Source organism: Pseudomonas sp. B2M1-30 (assembly GCF_025447575.1).
Classification (GTDB): domain Bacteria; phylum Pseudomonadota; class Gammaproteobacteria; order Pseudomonadales; family Pseudomonadaceae; genus Aquipseudomonas; species Aquipseudomonas botevensis.
Genome location: NZ_JAOEJT010000001.1, coordinates 469828 through 485811 on the forward strand (window position 1 = coordinate 469828; position 15984 = coordinate 485811).

Genomic DNA, 15984 nt, shown 5'->3' on the forward strand with positions numbered 1-15984 from the left:
AAACATAGACTTTGGCCCTTTCCAGACAATCGCGCCGCATTCACAGGGGATAACAACAATGAACATCCAGAACGTCGTCGACATCAGCCTGACCACCAGCGAAGCCGAACGCTATCGGCCCGATCCGGCCAAGGTCCTCAAGGGCGATCCGGAACAAGCGGTGTTCAACCAGTACGACAGCCCTTGCGGGCAGATGAACGTCGGCGTGTGGGAAGGTGCGATCGGGCAATGGACGGTAAATTATACCGAGCACGAATACTGCGAAATCCTTCAGGGTGTTTCGGTACTGCGCGACAACGACGGCAACGCCAAGACCCTGCGGGTCGGTGACCGCTTCGTGATCCCGGCCGGCTTCCGGGGTACGTGGGAGGTGCTGGAGGCTTGCCGCAAGATCTATGTGATCTTCGAACAGAAAGCTTGAGGATTTGCGGCGCCAGAACGGTCAACCCGAATCCGGGGCAACAAAAAAGGCCCGTATCGTTGAGATACGGGCCTTTTTCGTCAGTCGGGAAAAATCAATTACTTGATTTTGCCTTCCTTGTAGATCACGTGCTTGCGAACAACCGGATCATATTTCTTGATCTCGATTTTGTCCGGGGTAGTACGCTTGTTCTTGTCGGTAGTGTAGAAGTGACCAGTACCGGCGCTCGAGATCAAACGAATCAATTCACGCATGATTAGCTCCCTTAAACCTTGCCATCGCGACGAAGTTCGGCCAGCACGACGCTGATGCCGCGCTTGTCGATGATACGCATGCCTTTGGCGGATACGCGCAGGCGCACGAAACGTTTCTCTTCTTCAACCCAGAAGCGGTGATGCTGCAGGTTCGGCAGGAAACGACGACGGGTTTTGTTGTTTGCGTGGGAAATGTTATTCCCGGTTACCGGACCCTTACCGGTAACTTGACATACTCTAGACATGCCTCAGCCCTCTAAAACCACATGCCCAACCCGGCATGGGTTGGCCGCTTAATCTCTAGTCATTGTGGCGCCAGGCGCCGCGATTCTTTAGAGGTCTTACCGGCTACACCTACAGTGAAGGAACCGGGCCCCTAGAAAAGAGCGCTGCTTTATACCAGAAAGACCAGGGAGCAACAACAATCGGTGTGAAATCAATCGGCAAAAGGGCGCTTTTTTTGCCCGCGAGCGCCTTGGGCCAAGGCCATCGCCAATTTTGACCATTCGTCGCAGAAAATCCACCAGCCCAGCGATAGCGACTTTTCCCGCCGCCATTTCCGACAAATCCTGCAGCCACGGCGGCGCAAAATACAAAAAGGGGATAGTCATTTGCAATCGCGACCACTAGGGTAGGCCTTTTCCAGACTGCACTTGCAGATGGGCCTTCGACTGTAAAGGAAGCCGACCATGCGCCTCGCTGCCCTCCCCCTGCTCTTCGCCCCGCTACTATTGAGCCCCCTGGCCCACGCCGCCGCCCTGAGCGTCTGCACCGAGGCCAGCCCGGAAGGGTTCGACGTGGTGCAGTACAACTCGCTGACCACCACCAACGCCTCCGCCGACGTGCTGATGAATCGCCTGGTGGATTTCGACACCGCCAGCGGCAAGGTCGTCCCGAGCCTGGCCGAGAGCTGGGAAGTCAGCACCGATGGCCTGACCTATGTGTTCAAGCTGCACCCGCAGGTGAAATTCCACACCACCGAATACTTCAAGCCGACCCGCGAGCTGACCGCCGAAGACGTCAAGTTCAGCTTCGAGCGCATGCTCGATCCGGCCAACCCATGGCACAAAGTCGCCCAGAGCGGCTTCCCCCATGCCCAATCGATGCAGTTGCCGACCCTGATCAAGAAGATCGACGCTCTGGACCCACTGACCGTGCGCTTTACCCTCGATCACCCGGACTCGACCTTCCTCGCCACCCTGAGCATGGGTTTCGCCTCGATCTATTCCGCCGAATACGCCGACAAACTGCTGAAAGCCAACGCGACGGACAAGCTCAACAGCCAGCCGATCGGCACCGGCCCGTTCGTCTTCACCCGTTTCCAGAAAGACGCCTCGGTTCGCTACAAAGCCAACCCGGATTACTTTGGCGGCAAGCCTTCAGTGGACCCGCTGATCTTCGCCATCACCCCGGACGCCAACGTGCGCCTGCAAAAACTGCGGCGTAACGAGTGCCAGATCGCCCTGTCGCCGAAACCGCTGGACGTACAGGCGGCCAAGGAAGAGCCGACACTGAAAGTGGAAAGGACTGACGCGTTCATGACCGCGTTCGTCGGCATCAACAGCCAGCATCCGCCGCTGGACAAGCCGGAAGTGCGGCAGGCGATCAACCTCGCCTTCGACAAGGACAACTACCTCAAGGCTGTATTCGAGGGCACCGCCGAAGCGGCCAACGGCCCCTATCCACCGAACACCTGGAGTTACGCCAAGAACCTGCCGGGTTACGCCCACGACGTCACCAAGGCCAAGGCACTGCTGGCCAAGGCCGGGCTGAAGGACGGTTTCCAGACCACCATCTGGACGCGCCCGTCCGGCAGCCTGCTCAACCCCAACCCGAGCCTCGGCGCACAACTGCTGCAATCGGATCTGGCGGAAATCGGCATTCAGGCGGAAATCCGCGTGATCGAGTGGGGCGAGCTGATTCGCCGCGCGAAGGCCGGCGAGCATGATTTGCTGTTCATGGGCTGGGCTGGCGACAACGGCGACCCGGACAACTTCCTCACCCCGCAGTTTTCCTGCGCGGCGGTGAAATCCGGCACCAACTTCGCCCGTTACTGCAATGCCGACCTGGACAAGCTGATCAGCGCCGGCAAGACCACCAGCGAGCAAGGCGTGCGCAGCAAACTGTACGAGCAGGCACAGGCGCAGATCCAGCAACAGGCGTTGTGGCTGCCGCTGGCGCACCCGACGGCTTACGCACTGACGCGCAAGGACGTTCAGGGTTACGCGGTCTCCCCGTTCGGCCGTCAGGACTATTCCAAAGTCAGCATCAAGTAACCCGCCACAACACAAAACCTGTGGGAGCGAGCACGCTCGCTCCCACAGCGATACGGCGTAACCCTCACATCCAGCCACACTCCGCCATCGACAACGGCTCGCCATCGCCGACGATGAAGTGATCGAGCACCCGCACGTCGATCAACTCCAGAGCCTTCTGCAATCGCTTGGTCAACAATCGATCGGCCTGGCTGGGATCCGTGTTACCCGATGGGTGGTTGTGGCACAGGATCACCGCCGCCGCATTGTTCGCCAGCGCACGCTTCACCACTTCCCGGGGATGGACGGCCGTGTTGTCGATCGAGCCACGAAATAGCGTCTCGAAGGTCAGCACCTGATGTTTGGAGTCCAGAAACAGGCAACCGAACACCTCATGCGGCTCATGACGCAGCATGGCTTTGAGGTAATCCCGAACCACCTGAGGATTTTCCAGCGCCGGTTTCTGTCGTGAGCGCTCGGCCAGATGCCGCTTGCTCATTTCTTGAGCAGCTTGCAGTTGGGCAAACTTCGCAGGACCCAGACCCAACTGCCTGCTGAATACCTCCTGGTCAGCCTCAAGCAGCAATCGCAGACTGCCAAACTGATTCAACAGATGCCGCGCCAGATCGACTGCACTTTTCCCCGGCACGCCGGTTCGCAAGAAAATCGCCAGAAGTTCAGCATCCGAAAGGCTCGCAGGGCCCTGTTCCAACAACCTTTCCCGCGGCCTTTCCGCCGCCGGCCAATCGCGAATACTCATACACTTTCCTTGTCTGTGGGCGCCGCTGTTCCCTAGCGGTCGCTGTGATATCGTAGCCCATCTTGTGCGACACGATCCTCGTGTCTCCCTTCTTCGAGGTGTCAGGTCATCTTGAAGGGTTCTCTTAGAACCGAAGCATAGGTACCCAGCCCTGTGAAACAAAATCTGCCCGGAAGTCCACTGCCATCAAGGACTTAGCCGCTGCGGCGGTTTGGCAAACCCAGGGTCGAATCGCACTCCTTAGCTCGACCTCAGTACCGGCGCCCCCGGTCCTGGAGTGCTTAACTTTCCCAGCCCCTCTAAGGGCGCAACCTTGCGGAAAATAATCCCCGCAGGGACTATTTTCTGCCTCAGCAATACGAGGCAACAATTCTCTAAGCATGCTGCATCGGCAGTTCCTGCTTCGCCAAAACTCTCGGAGACATGAGCAAACGCTCTGTCTGTCATTGTCCAACTATCTCTTTTTTGAGTTAGCAGCGGACTCGTTGTGCGACCAACGATAGCCTACGAAGACATGCGCTACTGGTAACGGTGGGGTGTGAAGCTCTTCCAACAATGTAGCCCCCGTCAGGGCATGCTCTCACCGCGAGGTGAGGGTGTGGATGCTCGGAGCAGTACCGGGTTGAGGCGCTAGGCTGGTTGGTACGGGTAAACATGATTGAACTGCTGATAAACGCCGTAACTACGAACGAGCCAAAACTGCTGTCAGGCTCGAGCCAAAAGGCACGGAGCCGGTTATTCCTGTGGGATGTGGGAATACGTCGCTACAAAGGCTCCCGGTGAAAAGGCAGACCCTAAACCAATCGTGTGACAGGCAGGGAACGTGGTAAGCCCGAACAGCTGCCTTAGGGCAGGTGAACCGCAAGGGGATCTGTTGGCTGTGCGGGTATGGGATCGCAGAGAAAGCGAAAGCCGGGCTGTAATGGTCTGGATAGGAGTTGAAACATTACTCCACGGGAAACCGGGCAGACTTCTGCGTGGTCTTGCGTCGCATGAACACTGACTGAACCTGTCTCAATGATCCAAGAGGCCAGCCGTAATGGCCTCCCATTAATCCAACCCTGACGGGAGCGTCCATCCCCGTCAGGGGATGCGTACGTCTTCAGCTCGGGGCATTTGAGAGGAAGGCTGCATGCTAGTACACAGCGCTATAGCCGTGTCTGCGCCATCCGACGTTCCGCAAAGTTGGCATGACATCGACTGGTGTCGCGTTCAGCGGAATGTTCGGGCAATACAGGTACGGATTGCGAAGGCTTGTCGAGAAGGCAACCAACGTCGGGTGAAAACCCTTCAGCGGATGCTGACCCGCTCTCGTTCGGCCAGATACTTGGCCGTTCGAAGAGTCACTGAAAACCAGGGCAAGCGCACGGCGGGAGTCGATCGCGTGCTCTGGGACACACCCGATGCCAAATGGAAAGCGGTAGATGGACTAAAGCGCCACGGATATAAACCACGGCCTCTACGGCGGGTTTTTATCCCGAAATCGAATGGGAAAGAACGCCCTCTGGGCATTCCAACCATGACTGACAGGGCCATGCAAGCGCTGTATTTGCTGGCCTTGGCGCCCATTGCAGAAACCACAGGTGATCCGAACAGCTATGGCTTTCGGATTGAACGTTCGACGGCGGATGCGATGGGACAGCTGTTCGTATGCTTATCCAAAAAGGTTTCGGCCCAATGGATATTGGAAGCGGACATCAAAGGCTGCTTTGACCACATCAACCATGACTGGCTGATCGCCAACGTCCCTACGGACAAAGCGATCCTTCGGAAATGGTTGAAAGCTGGAGTGATACATAAAGGCCAGCTTCAGGCAACGGATGCCGGTACGCCACAAGGCGGAATCATTTCGCCTACCTTGGCAAACATGGCGCTGGACGGTCTGGAAGCACAGCTCAAGCAACATCTGGGCGTGACGAAAGCCAAAAAGCTGAAAATCAATGTGGTGCGTTACGCGGACGATTTTGTGATTACCGGAGAATCGAAAGAGATGCTGGAAAATGAGATCAAACCTTGGGTTGAGCAGTTCCTCGCTGTGCGAGGACTGCAGTTGTCACCCGAGAAAACCCGTGTGGCACACATAGACGTAGGCTTTGACTTTCTGGGATGGAATTTCCGCAAGTACTCCGGGAAGCTCCTGATCAAGCCAAGCAAGAAAAACGTACAAACGTTCTATCGCAAGGTGAAGGAGGTCATCAGCACCAACAAGACGGTTAGGCAAGAGGATCTGATTCGATTGCTGAACCCGATACTGCGAGGCTGGGCGTTATATCACCAGCCAGTAGTCGCCAAGCAAGCGTACAGTCGAATGGACCATGTGATTAACTTCGCGCTTTGGCGCTGGGCCAAACGGCGACATCCCAACAAGGACGCAACCTGGGTGAAAGGAAAATATTTCCCCGCACAGGCGCAGAAAAGCTGGGTATTCGCCAAAACAGTAACAAACAGCAAGGGAGAGCAGATGCCTCTCAAGCTGTACTCTATAGCCGCTACACCCATTGAGCGTCACCGAAAAGTCAGCGGAGGATACAACCCCTTCGACCCTTCAATGGAAGGGATGGGCGAGAAACTGCGTATGGAGCGGATGCTGAAAAAGCTGAAATATCGTACGCAGATTCTCAGTTTGTTCCGAAGTCAGAATGGAAAGTGTGCTCTATGTGAGCAGTCGATTTCCAAAGTAACGGGATGGCATGATCATCACATTGTCTACCGTACACACGGCGGTAACGACTCTCTAAGCAATCGAGTATTATTGCACCCAGTTTGTCACCAGCGACTCCATGCATTGGGTTTGACAGTGAACAAACCGGCCTCTTGATGAGGTTTTGCAAGGCTTGAGCCGTATGCGCTGAAAGGCGCACGTACGGTTCTTAGGGGGCCTCATTCCAGCAATGGAATGGGGCTACCCGACTTTTGCGGGCGAATTCACCATGGGGAGGGGGTTTCGCCATGCTTGTCACCAACGAAATGAAAGGCAGACCTATGCAGCGGCTGTATCGGAAACGCATCGTTCTGGGCGTCGGCGGCGGCATTGCTGCCTACAAGAGCGCCGATCTGGTTCGCCGCCTGATCGACCAGGGTGCCGAAGTGCGCGTGGTCATGACCCGTGGCGGCAGTGAATTCATTACCCCGCTGACCATGCAGGCGCTGTCCGGCCACCCGGTTCACCTCGATCTGCTCGACCCGGCCGCCGAGGCCGCAATGGGCCACATCGAGCTGGCGAAATGGGCCGATCTGGTGCTGATCGCCCCGGCCACCGCCGACCTGCTCGCCCGTCTGGCACAGGGCATTGCCAATGATTTGCTGACCACCCTGGTGCTGGCCACCGACGCCATCGTCGCCGTGGCCCCGGCGATGAACCAGGCCATGTGGCGCGACCCGGCGACCCAGGCCAACCTGCAACTCCTTGAAAGTCGTGGCCTGAAGACCTTCGGCCCGGCCTCCGGCAGCCAGGCCTGCGGCGACGTCGGCATGGGCCGGATGATGGAAGCCACCGACCTGGCGCAATGCGCGGCGGACTGCTTCCAGCGTCAGGCGCTGACCGGCAAGCATGTGGTGATTACGGCCGGCCCGACCCAGGAAAACATCGACCCGGTGCGCTACATCACCAACCACAGCTCCGGAAAAATGGGCTTCGCCCTGGCCGAAGCGGCGGTGGAAGCCGGCGCCCGCGTCACACTGATCAGCGGCCCGGTGCATCTGCCGACCCCGGATCGCGTCACACGCATCGACGTGGTCAGCGCCCGCGACATGCTCGCCGCGTGTGAAGCCGCGATCCCTTGCGACATCTTCATCGCCTCGGCGGCGGTCGCGGACTACCGTCCGGAAGTCGTCGCCCCACAAAAACTCAAGAAAGACCCTACGAGCGGTGACGGCTTCGTCCTGCAAATGGTGCGCAACCCGGACATCCTGGCGAGCATCGCCACCCGTCCCGACCGTCCGTTCAGTGTCGGCTTCGCCGCCGAGACCGAACACCTGCTCGACTACGCTGCACGCAAGCTGAAGGACAAGAACCTCGATCTGATCGTCGCCAACGACGTCGCCAATCCGAGCATCGGTTTCAACAGCGAGGAAAACGCCTGCAGCGTCATCGACCGTGCGCTTCATGCCACGGTTTTCGCCCAGACCAGCAAGAGCAAGATCGCTCGCCAACTGGTCACTTTTATCGCCGAACGTCTGAACCAGGTTTAATTTACATGCACGCTTTGCAAGCCAAGATCCTCGACCCACGCATTGGCACCGAATTCCCGCTGCCGCAATACGCCACGCCAGGCTCCGCCGGCCTCGACCTGCGCGCCATGCTGGAACAGGACATCGTGATCAAACCGGGTGAAACCGTGCTGATCCCCACCGGCCTGTCGGTGTACATCGGCGACCCGAACCTCGCCGCGCTGATCCTGCCGCGCTCCGGCATGGGCCATAAGCACGGCATCGTGCTGGGCAACCTGGTCGGCCTGATCGACTCCGACTACCAGGGCCCGTTGATGGTGTCCTGCTGGAACCGTGGCCAGAGCGAATTCACCATGCCGGTCGGCGAGCGTCTGGCACAACTGGTGCTGGTGCCGGTGGTGCAGGCGCACTTCGAGATGGTTGAGGAATTCGTCGAAACCGAGCGCGGCGCCGGTGGTTTCGGTCATTCCGGCACCAAGTGATCGTTGTGCCGAGGAGCTTGCTCCCCGGCACAAAACTCAAATTGTCATCTGTGAGTTTTACCGCCGAAAATCAAGGCATTGACCGGGCAAAGCCACGCCAGCCGTGGCGTCATGGCCCTTTCACACCACGAACTCTCTGTGGAAAACACCGTCATACCCTTCAGTTTGAGCCTGCCGTCGAATGAGTCGCCGGCGAGTCCAGTCACTTTCGAGATGGAGCATTTCCGCAGATGAGCACCCCAGCCAAGATTGCCCCAAAGCTGCCCGACAGCATCTTCCGCGCCTATGACATTCGCGGCACCGTGCCGGAATTCCTCAATGCCGAAACCGCCTACTGGATCGGTCGCGCCATCGGCTCGCAGAGCCTGGCCCAGGGTGAACCGAACGTTTCCGTGGGGCGCGACGGCCGTCTGTCCGGTCCGGAGCTGGTTGCCGAGCTGATTCGCGGCATCGCCGAGAGCGGTTGCCACGTCAGCGATGTCGGCCTGGTGCCGACGCCAGCGTTGTACTACGCCGCCAACGTGCTGGCCGGCAAGTCCGGGGTGATGCTCACCGGCAGCCACAACCCGTCGAACTACAACGGCTTCAAGATCGTGATCGCCGGCGACACCCTTGCCAACGAACAGATCCAGGTGCTGCACGAGCGCATCAAGACCAACAACCTGAGCAGCGGCCAGGGCAGCGTGACCCAGGTCGAAATCCTCGACCGCTACACCACCGAAATCGTCCAGGACATCAAGCTCGCCCGGCGCCTGAAGGTGGTGGTCGACTGCGGCAACGGCGCGGCCGGCGTGATCGCCCCGCAACTGATCGAAGCGCTGAACTGCGAAGTCATCCCGCTGTTCTGCGAAGTGGACGGCAACTTCCCGAACCACCACCCGGACCCGGGCAAACCGGAAAACCTCGTCGACCTGATCGCCAAGGTCAAGGAAACCGGAGCCGACATCGGTCTGGCCTTTGACGGCGACGGTGACCGCGTCGGCGTGGTGACCGACACCGGCAGCATCGTGTTCCCGGATCGCCTGCTGATGCTGTTCGCCCGCGACGTGGTGGCGCGCAACCCGGACGCGGAAATCATCTTCGACGTCAAATGCACCCGTCGCCTGGTGCCGCTGATCAAGGAATACGGCGGTCGGCCGCTAATGTGGAAGACCGGTCACTCGTTGATCAAAAAGAAAATGAAACAATCCGGCGCGCTGTTGGCCGGTGAAATGAGCGGGCATATCTTCTTCAAGGAACGCTGGTTCGGTTTCGATGATGGCATTTACAGCGCCGCACGGCTGCTGGAAATCCTCAGCAAGGAAAAATCCACGGCGGAAGCGCTGTTCGCGACCTTCCCGAATGATATTTCCACGCCGGAAATCAATATCCATGTGACCGAAGAGAGCAAATTCAGCATCATTGATGCACTGCACGACGCACAGTGGGGCGCAGGCGCCGACCTGACCACCATTGACGGCGTGCGGGTCGACTACGCCAAAGGCTGGGGCCTGGTGCGCGCGTCCAACACCACACCGGTGCTGGTGCTGCGCTTCGAGGCCGATGACGAGGCTGAACTGCAGCGCATCAAGGATGTGTTCCACGCCCAACTGAAACGCGTTGCACCTGATCTCCAACTACCGTTCTGATCCACCCGGAGCCCTGAATGACCCTCGAACGCGAAGCTGCCGCCCACACCGCCCAGGTCCTGTCCGAAGCGTTGCCTTACATCCGACGCTATGTCGGCAAGACCCTGGTGATCAAATACGGCGGCAACGCGATGGAAAGCGAGGAGCTGAAAACCGGCTTCGCCCGCGACATCGTGCTGATGAAGGCCGTGGGCATCAACCCGGTCGTGGTTCACGGCGGCGGCCCGCAGATCGGTGATCTGCTCAAGCGTCTGTCGATCGAAAGCCACTTTGTCGATGGCATGCGCGTTACAGACGCGGCGACCATGGACGTGGTGGAAATGGTCCTCGGCGGCCAGGTCAACAAAAGCATCGTCAACCTGATCAACAGCCATGGCGGCAGCGCCATCGGCCTGACCGGCAAGGACGCCGGGCTGATTCGCGCGAAAAAGCTCACCGTGACCCGCCAGACGCCGGAGATGACCCAGCCGGAGATCATCGACATCGGCCATGTCGGGGAAGTGGTCGGGATCAACACCGAACTGCTGAACCTGCTGGTCAAAGGCAACTTCATCCCGGTGATCGCGCCCATCGGTGTCGGCGAAAACGGCGAGTCGTACAACATCAACGCCGACCTGGTGGCAGGCAAGGTTGCCGAAGCGCTGAAAGCCGAGAAGCTGATGCTGCTGACCAACATCGCCGGCCTGATGGACAAGTCGGGCAAGGTCCTGACCGGCCTGAGCACCCAGCAGGTCGACGACCTGATCGCCGACGGCACCATCTACGGCGGCATGCTGCCGAAGATCCGCTGCGCACTGGAAGCGGTCCAGGGCGGCGTAGGCAGCTCGCTGATCATCGACGGCCGCGTGCCGAATGCGATCCTGCTGGAAATCTTCACCGATACCGGTGTGGGTACGCTGATCAGCAATCGCAAACGTCACTGATAGAAAACCGTTAAAAGACCGCAGACCTCACCAGCGCGTTTTGGGAAATCGCACCCTGTGCGTAATTTTCCTTGATATGGCTGAAGTCTGCGGTCTTTTTTGTGCGCGTAAGAAATACTTGAGCTGACGTGGCGAATCCTCTACAGACCTCTACGCTTCTAACGACTAGATGCGGGTGACATATCGAACCGTTGAAGAAACAGCTTCAACGAAGGCGATGCCGAAGACGCCCCTTACCTCCGAAAAACAACAACAGATCAAGGAGTCTGAGCCATGGATATCTCGTTTACGATTGATTCACAGGCATTCGATCGAGAGCAAAGAGAGCCCGTCAAGAAGACCCTCAGAATTTCTGACCATGAAATTGCCGATGCTCTACAGCGGATAGCCAAAGCCAGCTTGACCGAATACCTTAAAATGCTAGTAGAAGGCGGAATGCCAAGCCGGGCTGACGAGGCAAAACAGGATCGTCTGCTTTATCTTATTCAAAGCTATTTTGGGCAGACACTGCCAACTGAATCGCAGATTTCGACAATTTTCCAACTGACACAAAGCCAAAGCAAAACACTGTTGAAGAACACAGTTTCTCGCTTTCGTAATCAGCTCGACGAAACACTGCAGAACAGCATGAGGGCCGTCATTGAGTCCGCGGGACTTTCGCAAACGGTTTATCTGGTGGTCATCAGTTCTGACGTCATCCGGGATGAGCTGAATATGCTGATCACGCAAAACGAACCCACTTTCAAACCAATAACAAAGCGCAAAGGTAGCGCTGGACAGTTTGAGATCAGCGAGGATTCTCACGCCCTACTACGCCGGACGCTCGGTCTAGATGTCGTTTAGTGACATTGTTGCCATTAGTGGCCTGCTGTTAACCCTGACTACGTTCATGTTCAATTTGGCGTGGCCAAAATTGAACGAAGCCCTCGAGCTAGACGGGGCGCAACCCGGCGAGCTCGCTAGAAAACGCAGCAGAAAGAAAGTGTTGAGCACCTTTTTCAGTTGTGCATTGCCACTGGCAATTGCCTTCGTAGCACTGTTTTACGTTAACTTGCCGCCCTTGGTAAAAATCATGCGTAGCAGTACGCTCGACCTGTGGGACTTTGATGTAGGAAATACACTTTTTGTAATGGTGGCGTATGCACTATTGGTATTTGCGGCACTCAACATTTGGATATGCGTTCGACTACTGACCAAATGGCGCGAGCTACATTAAGCAGCACCCAAAGAAAGGCCCTGATTCACAGGGCCTTTTTTATCAATCAGACGCCGAACTGCGCGCGATACGCTTCCACGGCTGGCAGGTGTTGCTTGAGCTGCGGGTCGTCCGCGAGGAATTCCAGCACCTGATTCAGCGACACGATGCTGATCACCGGGATGCCGAAATCACGCTCGACTTCCTGGATGGCCGACAGTTCGCCGTTGCCGCGCTCCTGACGGTTCAGGGCAATCAGCACGCCGGCGGCCTTGGCACCCTCCTGGGAAGCGATGATCTGCATCACTTCGCGGATCGCGGTGCCGGCGGTGATCACGTCGTCGATGATCAGCACCTCGCCGGTCAGCGGGGCGCCAACCAGGCTGCCGCCTTCGCCGTGGGCCTTGGCTTCCTTGCGGTTGAAGCACCATGGCAGGTCACGGTCGTGATGTTCGGCCAGTGCCACGGCGGTGGTCGCCGCCAACGGGATGCCTTTGTAGGCCGGACCGAACAGGACGTCGAACGGAATACCGCTTTCAGCGATGGCGGCGGCGTAGAAACGCCCCAGCTGTGCCAGGGCCGAACCCGAGTTGAACAGGCCGGCGTTGAAGAAGTAAGGACTGGTGCGCCCGGACTTCAGGGTGAACTCACCGAAGCGCAAAACGCCGCGATCGATGGCAAAACGAATGAAATCGCGCTGATACGCTTGCATGAAAAAAACCCCAAATACCACGGATTTAGCTAATTAGCTTGACGCCGTGTATCATACACGCACGCGATTTTTGGGGCCATTTATGCGGATCATCAGTGTGAACGTCAATGGTATTCAGGCTGCAGTCGAGCGAGGTTTGCTCAGTTGGCTGCAAGCACAGAATGCCGACGTCATCTGCCTGCAGGACACCCGTGCCTCCGCCTTTGAACTGGATGACCCAGCCTTCCAACTGGACGGCTACTTCCTTTATGCCTGCGATGCTGAAGTCCCTGCCCAAGGTGGCGTGGCTTTGTATTCGCGGTTGCAACCGAAGGCTGTCATCAGCGGTCTCGGTTTCGAGACGGCCGACCGCTACGGGCGCTACCTGCAAGCAGATTTCGACAAAGTCAGTATTGCCACCTTGCTGCTTCCTTCGGGGATGAACGGCGATGAGGACTTGAACCAGAAGTTCAAGCTCATGGACGACTTCGGCAAGTACCTGGACAAACAGCGGCGCAAACGTCGCGAGTACATTTATTGTGGCTCGCTGTACGTGGCGCAGCAGAAGCTCGACATCAAAAACTGGCGCGACAGCCAGCAATCCCCGGGATTCCTCGCGCCTGAACGCGCCTGGATGGACGAGATTGTCGGCAACATGGGTTATGTCGATGCCCTGCGCGAAGTCAGCCGCGAAGGCGATCAGTACAGCTGGTGGCCGGACAACGAACAGGCCGAGATGCTCAACCTCGGCTGGCGCTTCGACTACCAGATCCTGACCCCGGGCCTGCGGCGCTTCGTGCGCAGCGCACGCCTGCCGCGTCAGCCTCGGTTCTCGCAGCATGCGCCGCTGATCGTCGACTACGACTGGACGCTGACCATCTGAGGCGTCTTTTCGCAGATACAAAAAAACCGACAGCGATGTCGGTTTTTTTGTGCGCGGGAGTGGGCTACTTGATCAAGCGCCAGGTAAACGGATAGCGATACGGAAAACCGTCGTTAGCCTTCACCCCGGCGATGATCGTCAGCACCAGCGCACCAATCGCCACCAGGCCAAACAGCACGAAGCCGATAATCAGCACCATCAGCAGGAAGCAAATGAGCGAGGCAATCGCGACGGTGATCTGAAAGTTCAGCGCCTCTTTGCCCTGGGCGTCGATGAACGGGTCCATCTCGCGCTTCATCTGCCAGAGGACCAGCGGCCCGATCAGCGTGCCGAACGGAATCCAGATCCCCAGCAAGGCGGACAAGTGACAAAACATCGCCCATTGCCGAACTTCCTGGCTCGGTTTGGGCAGCAACTCTTGTTCATCACTCATCGCGTTCTCCTTGCGGTTGTGTGCCTGCTCAGTCGGCCAGCGCCGCCTTTTGCAGGTCGAAAATCTCGTTCATGCCTTTCTTCGCCAGCGCCAGCATCGCGTTCAGCTCTTCAGGCTGGAACGGCGCGCCTTCTGCGGTGCCCTGCACCTCGATGAAGCCGCCAGTGCTGGTCATCACTACGTTGAGGTCAGTCTCGGCGGCGGAGTCTTCAAGATAGTCCAGATCCAGCACGGCCTCGCCCTGATACATGCCCACCGACACGGCACCGATCATTTGCTTGAGCGGATCGCCACCTTTCAGGCCACCGCGCTTCTTGATCACTTTCAGCGCATCGACCAGCGCAACCATGGCGCCGGTGATCGACGCGGTGCGGGTGCCGCCGTCAGCCTGGATCACGTCGCAGTCGACGTACAGCGTGACATCACCCAGCTTGGACATGTCCAGCGCAGCGCGCAGGGAACGACCGATCAGACGCTGGATTTCCAGAGTGCGGCCGCCCTGCTTGCCACGGCTCGCTTCACGCTGGTTACGCTCGCCGGTGGCACGCGGCAGCATGCCGTACTCGGCGGTCAGCCAGCCCTGGCCCTGGCCCTTGAGGAAACGTGGCACGCCGTTCTCGACGCTGACGGTGCAGATGACTTTGGTATCACCGAATTCGACCAGTACCGATCCCTCGGCGTGCTTGGTGTAGTTGCGGGTAATGCGGATCGAGCGGAGCTGATCGGCAGCGCGACCACTTGGACGTTTCATAGGAGATACCTGTACTGGGGACGGAAAACTGCGGAGCATTATAGGGCCGCGCACCGCGCCTGGGCACTGCCTAAAAATTCCGACCGACGACTGAAGGCCCTGAAACGTACATCGCCGACGGCCTGCAGCCCTTTGTCACACCGTGTGTTTGGGCGCATCCGCCGCACTGCGCTACAATCCTGCGCCTTTGCTGCCAGTCGGCTTAAATTCATTGATATCGGGCTTGCGGAGCACATGTTCCGCGCCGATCTGCATTGCGAGGTCACCGCCATGGTGCACAGCATGACCGCCTTCGCCCGCGTCGAGAAAGCCGGCGCCCAGGGCACCCTGAGCTGGGAGCTGCGCTCGGTCAACAGCCGCTATCTGGAACCCCATCTGCGCCTGCCGGAGTCGTTCCGCGACCTCGAAGGCGCCGTGCGCGAAGCGCTGCGTCAGGGCCTGTCGCGGGGCAAACTGGAATGCACCCTGCGCTTCACCGAGGAAAGCACCGGCAAACCGCTGCAAGTGGATCGCGAGCGCGCCGCGCAACTGGTCGCCGCCGCCGAAACCGTCGCCGGGCTGATCAAGAATCCCGCCGCACTGAACCCGCTGGAAGTGCTGGCCTGGCCTGGCGTGCTGGTGGCCGACGCGAGCGACCCGCAGGCGCTGAACGCCGAAGCCCTGGCGTTGTTCAATCAGGGCCTGAAAGAGCTCAAGGCCGGTCGCGAGCGCGAAGGCGCGGAGCTGGCGCGCCTGATCAACGAACGCCTGACTTCCATTGAGGAAGACGTGACGACGCTGCGCGAACTGGTTCCACAGATGCTCGCCACCCAGCGCCAGAAGGTGCTCGATCGCTTCGCCGACATGAAGGCCGAGCTCGATCCGCAGCGCCTGGAACAGGAAATGGTCATGCTCGCGCAAAAGAGCGACGTGGCCGAAGAACTGGATCGCCTGAGCACCCACATCATCGAAGTTCGCCGGGTTCTGAAGTCCGGCGGTGCCGCCGGACGGCGCCTGGACTTCCTGATGCAGGAGCTCAACCGCGAAGCCAACACACTGGGCTCCAAGGCCTTCGACCCGCGCAGCACCCAGGCGGCGGTCAACCTCAAGGTGTTGATCGAGCAGATGCGCGAACAAGTGCAGAATATTGAGTAAGGCT

The 15984-nt window shown here is 58.6% G+C and carries 16 protein-coding genes and 1 pseudogene; 11 read left to right on the top strand and 6 right to left on the bottom strand.

Features of this window, described 5'->3' with window-relative positions; all coding sequences use genetic code 11:
• Positions 1 to 58 precede the first annotated feature (58 nt).
• Positions 59 to 421 (top strand): cupin domain-containing protein, encoded by a 363-nt coding sequence (locus N8H74_RS02165; protein ID WP_217829232.1) that lies wholly within the window; start codon positions 59 to 61, stop codon positions 419 to 421.
• Positions 422 to 519: 98 nt separating this feature from the next.
• On the opposite strand, the gene rpmG is transcribed toward N8H74_RS02165, so the two are convergent.
• Together rpmG and rpmB are read right to left on the bottom strand one after the other, a co-directional pair.
• Positions 520 to 675 (bottom strand): 50S ribosomal protein L33, encoded by a 156-nt coding sequence (gene rpmG / locus N8H74_RS02170; protein WP_003177274.1) that lies wholly within the window; start codon positions 673 to 675, stop codon positions 520 to 522.
• Positions 676 to 686: 11 nt separating this feature from the next.
• Positions 687 to 920 carry a 50S ribosomal protein L28 gene (rpmB, locus tag N8H74_RS02175; protein ID WP_003177273.1) on the bottom strand — a complete coding sequence of 78 codons (234 nt, stop codon included), beginning with the start codon at positions 918 to 920 and terminating at the stop codon, positions 687 to 689.
• A gap of 444 nt (positions 921 to 1364) precedes the next feature.
• On the opposite strand from rpmB, the gene N8H74_RS02180 reads away from it, so the two are divergent.
• Positions 1365 to 2951: an ABC transporter substrate-binding protein gene (locus N8H74_RS02180; RefSeq protein ID WP_262146031.1), complete on the top strand. Its 1587-nt coding sequence runs from the start codon at positions 1365 to 1367 to the stop codon at positions 2949 to 2951.
• Between the two features lie 64 nt (positions 2952 to 3015).
• Here N8H74_RS02180 and radC read toward each other — a convergent pair whose 3' ends face one another.
• A complete protein-coding gene (gene radC / locus N8H74_RS02185; RefSeq protein ID WP_217829230.1) occupies positions 3016 to 3690 on the bottom strand; it encodes a DNA repair protein RadC in 675 nt (224 codons plus the stop codon).
• Positions 3691 to 4822: 1132 nt separating this feature from the next.
• Between radC and ltrA the strand changes: the two genes are divergently transcribed.
• The 7 genes and pseudogenes from ltrA to N8H74_RS02220 all read left to right on the top strand — a co-directional run bounded on the left by ltrA (position 4823) and on the right by N8H74_RS02220 (position 12109).
• Positions 4823 to 6508: a group II intron reverse transcriptase/maturase gene (ltrA, locus tag N8H74_RS02190; RefSeq protein WP_217829229.1), complete on the top strand. Its 1686-nt coding sequence runs from the start codon at positions 4823 to 4825 to the stop codon at positions 6506 to 6508.
• A gap of 164 nt (positions 6509 to 6672) precedes the next feature.
• On the top strand, positions 6673 to 7881 hold the full coding sequence (coaBC, locus tag N8H74_RS02195) for a bifunctional phosphopantothenoylcysteine decarboxylase/phosphopantothenate--cysteine ligase CoaBC (RefSeq protein WP_217829630.1): 1209 nt from the start codon (positions 6673 to 6675) through the stop codon (positions 7879 to 7881).
• A gap of 5 nt (positions 7882 to 7886) precedes the next feature.
• The gene (gene dut / locus N8H74_RS02200; RefSeq protein WP_217829228.1) at positions 7887 to 8342 is read left to right on the top strand and encodes a dUTP diphosphatase; all 456 of its coding nucleotides are present in this window, start codon (positions 7887 to 7889) and stop codon (positions 8340 to 8342) included.
• A gap of 224 nt (positions 8343 to 8566) precedes the next feature.
• Positions 8567 to 9970: pseudogene (locus tag N8H74_RS02205) on the top strand (phosphomannomutase/phosphoglucomutase); the annotation flags it as partial.
• Positions 9971 to 9987: 17 nt separating this feature from the next.
• Positions 9988 to 10893 (top strand): acetylglutamate kinase, encoded by a 906-nt coding sequence (argB, locus tag N8H74_RS02210; protein WP_262146033.1) that lies wholly within the window; start codon positions 9988 to 9990, stop codon positions 10891 to 10893.
• 273 nt (positions 10894 to 11166) lie between these two features.
• A complete protein-coding gene (locus N8H74_RS02215) occupies positions 11167 to 11736 on the top strand; it encodes a hypothetical protein (RefSeq protein ID WP_262146034.1) in 570 nt (189 codons plus the stop codon).
• The gene (locus N8H74_RS02220; RefSeq protein WP_262146035.1) at positions 11726 to 12109 is read left to right on the top strand and encodes a hypothetical protein; all 384 of its coding nucleotides are present in this window, start codon (positions 11726 to 11728) and stop codon (positions 12107 to 12109) included. Before N8H74_RS02215 ends, N8H74_RS02220 begins: the two co-directional genes overlap by 11 nt.
• Positions 12110 to 12155: 46 nt before the next feature.
• Here N8H74_RS02220 and pyrE read toward each other — a convergent pair whose 3' ends face one another.
• Complete coding sequence (gene pyrE, locus N8H74_RS02225; RefSeq protein ID WP_202369197.1) at positions 12156 to 12800, bottom strand: orotate phosphoribosyltransferase; 645 nt, start codon at positions 12798 to 12800, stop codon at positions 12156 to 12158.
• 82 nt (positions 12801 to 12882) lie between these two features.
• On the opposite strand from pyrE, the gene N8H74_RS02230 reads away from it, so the two are divergent.
• Complete coding sequence (locus N8H74_RS02230; RefSeq protein ID WP_007920349.1) at positions 12883 to 13662, top strand: exodeoxyribonuclease III; 780 nt, start codon at positions 12883 to 12885, stop codon at positions 13660 to 13662.
• A 64-nt stretch (positions 13663 to 13726) separates the two neighbouring features.
• Here the strand turns inward: N8H74_RS02230 and N8H74_RS02235 are convergent, their stop codons facing one another.
• Both N8H74_RS02235 and rph read right to left on the bottom strand, forming a co-directional pair.
• A complete protein-coding gene (locus N8H74_RS02235) occupies positions 13727 to 14095 on the bottom strand; it encodes a DUF4870 domain-containing protein (RefSeq protein ID WP_217829225.1) in 369 nt (122 codons plus the stop codon).
• Positions 14096 to 14123: 28 nt separating this feature from the next.
• Complete coding sequence (gene rph / locus N8H74_RS02240; protein ID WP_262146037.1) at positions 14124 to 14846, bottom strand: ribonuclease PH; 723 nt, start codon at positions 14844 to 14846, stop codon at positions 14124 to 14126.
• A 270-nt stretch (positions 14847 to 15116) separates the two neighbouring features.
• On the opposite strand from rph, the gene N8H74_RS02245 reads away from it, so the two are divergent.
• A complete protein-coding gene (locus tag N8H74_RS02245) occupies positions 15117 to 15980 on the top strand; it encodes a YicC/YloC family endoribonuclease (protein ID WP_217829629.1) in 864 nt (287 codons plus the stop codon).
• Positions 15981 to 15984 lie beyond the last annotated feature (4 nt).